The 4,373-nt window shown below is 62.3% G+C and carries 4 protein-coding genes; all 4 read left to right on the forward strand.

The annotated features are described in order from the left end of the window. Nucleotides 1-792, forward strand: a 792-nt coding sequence (locus tag EN984_RS24080; protein WP_127383995.1) for a beta-xylosidase, incomplete at its 5' end; no start/stop codon positions are given. A 6-nt stretch (nucleotides 793-798) separates the two neighbouring features. Next, on the forward strand, nucleotides 799-1,947 hold the full coding sequence (locus EN984_RS24085; protein ID WP_127269612.1) for a glycosyltransferase: 1,149 nt from the start codon (nucleotides 799-801) through the stop codon (nucleotides 1,945-1,947). 8 nt (nucleotides 1,948-1,955) lie between these two features. Beyond that, nucleotides 1,956-2,930 (forward strand): GNAT family N-acetyltransferase, encoded by a 975-nt coding sequence (locus tag EN984_RS24090; RefSeq protein WP_128306976.1) that lies wholly within the window; start codon nucleotides 1,956-1,958, stop codon nucleotides 2,928-2,930. Between the two features lie 3 nt (nucleotides 2,931-2,933). Further along, nucleotides 2,934-3,848 carry a class I SAM-dependent methyltransferase gene (locus EN984_RS24095; protein ID WP_127270587.1) on the forward strand — a complete coding sequence of 305 codons (915 nt, stop codon included), beginning with the start codon at nucleotides 2,934-2,936 and terminating at the stop codon, nucleotides 3,846-3,848. Nucleotides 3,849-4,373: the final 525 nt, after the last annotated feature.

The raw sequence follows: 4,373 nt of genomic DNA on the forward strand, positions 1-4,373 counted from the left end.
AAAGTGCTCGGTGGCATCTCGCCAATAGATCCGGGGTTCATCACCCGCATGAAGGAATTCGGCGTGCTGGATCATGTCGATGCCGTCGCCGTGCACGGCTTTCCCCTCGACTGGAATCTGTGGCAGATCCAGGAATGGCCGCAGAAGATCGGCGAGATCGCGACCGTCACCGATCTTCCCATCTGGGTCAGCGAAGTCGGCGTATCGACCTTCGGCGCCGAGGAAATCCAAGTCTGGGGGCTCAAGCGCACAGCTGAATTGCTGCTCGGCAATGCGCCACGCATCCAGTGGTACAGCCTCTACGATCTTCCGCGTGAATGGGAAGCAACGACGCGTCACCGCGAAGCCGAGGGCTCCTCTTACTATCGTCATTTCCATATGGGGCTGCTACGCCAGGACGGCACGCCAAAGCCCGCGCTGGAGGAATTCCTGCGCCATACACCCGCAATGGGCCTGGTGCAGTGGTTTCATTTCGAAGACCCGCGGCTGGACGATGCCGTCGCCTGGATGAAGCGGCTGGGTGTCACCAATATGCGTACCGGGCTTTCCTGGGCGGACAGTTTTCGGCCGAATGCGCTGGACTGGTTCGACCGGCAGATGGAAGCACTCGCCGATTTCGATGTGACGGTCACCTTCTGCTTCACACCTCAGCACCGCGGAATGATGCCCCACCACACCAGCCCGCCCCTGGTGCCGGAGGAGTTCGCTGAATTCTGTTCAACCATGATCCGCCGCTATGCGCCTGGCATGACATCCGCCTCGCTCCCCACGCAGCGGGCCTCGGCCGCGTGAAATGTCATGCTGCCCATGCATCAGATGCAGGACTTCGCGACGCCGTTGACAGGTGGAGATACGGCGCAGGGCAACGAGACGCGCCCAGGCGAGACACTCACCGTCCTCAATGTCGCCTACCCTCTCGCGCCCGTCGGCCCCGACGCTGTCGGCGGTGCCGAACAGGTTCTGTCGATGCTCGATCGGGCACTGGTTCAGGCCGGTCATCGATCTATCGTCATTGGCTGCCGAGGCTCCAGAACGAGCGGCACGCTTGTGGAAATACCGGCCGAAAACGGCGTACTCGACGAGGCGGCGAAGAGCCGCGCGCAACAGGCCCATCGCGAGGCGATCGCGGCTGCCCGTGCCCGATGGCCCATCGACGTGGTTCATCTGCACGGCATAGATTTCGACGCTTATCTGCCCGACGATGGTCCGACCTTGGTGACCCTCCACCTGCCATTGGATTGGTATCCGGCCGCGGCATTGCGCCCCACGCGCGGTGATCTCTGGCTCCATGCGGTCTCGCCCACCCAGCAGAAAACCGCGCCATCAGACGCCCGGCTGACGGCGCCGATTCCGAACGGCGTTGACATCGAAGCACTGACCCTGCTGCAGTCGAAGCGCGGCTTTGCCCTTGTTCTAAGCCGGGTTTGTCCGGAAAAGGGCGTCCACCTGGCGCTCGACGCAGCCAAACAGGCAGATGTGCCGCTGGTCATCGGCGGCAAGGTCTATCCCTATGAAACGCATACGCGGTACTTTCGCGATGAGGTCCAACCTCGCCTCGATGGCCGCCGCCGCTTCCTTGGCCCTCTCGGCTTCACCGCCAAGCGACGCATTCTCAATGCGGCGCGCTGTCTGGTCATTCCGAGTCTCGCAGCCGAGACCAGCTCGCTTGTGGCCATGGAGGCCCTCGCCTGCGGTACCCCGGTGGTCGCCTTTCCAAATGGTGCGCTTCCCGATGTCATAGAGCACGGCAGGACGGGCTTTCTCGTCGATACGGTCGACGAGATGGCCCAAGCCATTCTTGCGGCGCCCAGCTTGGATGCCGAGACATGCAGGGCCGAAGCGCGACGGCGGTTTTCGCTGGAACGCATGATCTCGTCTTACATGGACGCCTATCAAGCGCTGGCACGGCTTGGCACTGGTCGCCGGCGCTTCGCGGCGACGCCGTGAGCTAAACTGTGCTGCGCAGCGAAATCATCGGTGACCTCACACAATTGGACGCCTTGACGCCGCACTGGTGGAAACTGTGGCAGCAGAGTCCCTCGGCGACTCCGTTTCAATCTCCCGCCTGGCTGGTGCCGTGGTGGCACGCATTCGCACCTGGTGAACTGGCGACGGTCGCGGTCTGGCGTGGCGACGATCTGGTCGGGCTGGCGCCATTCTACCTTGAGCATGGGATATCCGGTTCGAAGCTGCTTCCGGTCGGCATTTCGCTCAGCGATTATCTGGACATTCTGGCTGTCCCTGGGAGCGAAGCCGAGGTCGTCGACATTGTCGCCGAGTCGATCCTCTCGATCGGGTGGGCGCAATGGATCTTGTCGGACTTGCCGCAGGACAGCCTCTCCCTTGCGATGACGCATCCCGAGATGGATTGGCCGACCGCCCATGCCGCCTGCCCCGTGCTCGCCCTCGCCGGCGACGAAACGCTTGCAGGCTGCGTCCCCGCAAGACGCAGACGCCAGTTGCGTCGGGCGCGTCAAGCCGCATCAAGATGCGGCCGGATCGCGCTGTTGTCGGCAAGCGGCAGTCCGCAAACTTTCCTCGATCAATTGATCCGCCTGCACAATATGCGCTGGGCCGAACAAGGAGGCGGTGTGTTGGCCAACGCCGCCGTCGAGCAATTCCATCGGCTCTCACTTCCCTTGCTCGACGCTCACGGTCTGGTGCGATGCTGGCTGTTCGCGATCGATGGCGGAACCGTCGGCGCCTATTACGGATTTCACCACCGCGGCCGTGCCTATGCTTATCTCGGTGGCTTCGACCCTGCTTATGCCGAGGAGAGTCCAGGTGCGATCCTGATTGGCCACGCAATCGCGGAAGCGATCCGCGAAGATGCGCGCGAGTTCGATTTTCTGCGCGGCCAGGAGGCCTATAAATATGGCTGGGGCGCCGTCGACAGGTGGACGATGCGCAGGGTCTGGACGCGGAGTTGATGCATGAGTGTAACCGCACCGAAAGCCGCCCGGCGCACGACATCGGTCAGGCTGGCGGTTGAAGACTGCATGGCCGATGGCATTTGCGCCGAAGGTGTTCTCGTCAGGCTGGCGCTCCACCTGCCGCCCACAATTGGAGCGGCGGAATTGGCGGAGGTCGTGCTGAAGGTCCAGCCGGCGGATGCCGGCGACGCAGCAAGGCTGCGAAAGGTCGCCGGACTGCTGCGCTGCAAACCAGACGTCTTCGCCATGTTGCGGGCAACGGGTGGCGCCGTTCGGCATGAGCGCGATGAGGGCGAGACGAATGTCGCTGTCGTCATGCGGCTGGCCTCCAGCTTCGATGCCGCGGCAGCGATTTCGGGAGCCGCGAGTGTCCAACTGGCATCCCTCGGCGATGAGGCAAGGCTCACAGTCACGACCAACGAAATCGTCGCATGGCTGGAGGCGCGAGAATTCACCGGAAGGGAACGGAGCATTCTCGACATCGGTTGCGGCATCGGCCGTTTCGAGCGCGCGCTGTGCAAATCCTTCAAGTGGATGGTCGGCATCGACATATCGCCGCGGATGATCTCCATCGCCTCCGAGCAATGCGCCGCACTCGGCAATGTCGAGTTGCGACAAACCTCCGGTCTCGATCTGTCCGAATTCGCCGACGCCAGTTTCGATTGCGTGCTGGCGGTGGACAGCTTTCCCTATCTGGTTCTGGCCGGCATGGCTGATCGGCATTTCGACGAAATTGCGCGCGTTCTGAAACGGCCGGGCTGGCTCGCCTTGCTGAACTATTCCTATCGCGGATCACTTCTCTCAGACCGCGATGATATCGGCCGTCTGGCGCAAGCTCATCAATTGCGGGTCCTCATCGACGGCGAGAAGCCGTTTCGGTCGTGGGATGGCGACGCCTTTCTGCTCGCTGGGTGAAGCGGAACATTACAGCGCGATGCCAGTTCGGACGTCGAACAACGGGCACCGACGAGTGTCCCCGATTCGAAGGAGGATATCATGGCATCCGGCGGTAAAAAACATTTCGGCCGCAGCAGCCAGGCAAGAGTGCCGGCGCCGGCGCGGTGACCTCCCCGGAGAAGGACGAGATCGAAGAAAACGCGGTCTTGTCGAATCGCAACAAGAAGCAGCATGGCCAGGAGCGCGGGCTGGACGGCAATCGGATCAAGCCCGATCAATATCAGGATCACGCCGCTGACCGATTGCCTAGGGATTGAACGCCACCGCCGCGCGTCCATGGCCCGGGACGACGAAGGACCGGGACGACGAAGGACCGGGACGACGAAGGAGCAGCAAGGAAATAAACCTGTGCAAGGGGCCGCTGGTGAGCTTCTTGGCGGTTGACACCGCCTTGTAATGCCAGGCGCTTATCACCACACTAGGATCAAGGGACCCGCTATCAAGAGAATGTGATGTCTCGTTCGAGCGACGATACCCCGGATC

The organism is Mesorhizobium sp. M7A.F.Ca.CA.004.12.1.1 (assembly GCF_003997835.1).
Lineage (GTDB): Bacteria > Pseudomonadota > Alphaproteobacteria > Rhizobiales > Rhizobiaceae > Mesorhizobium.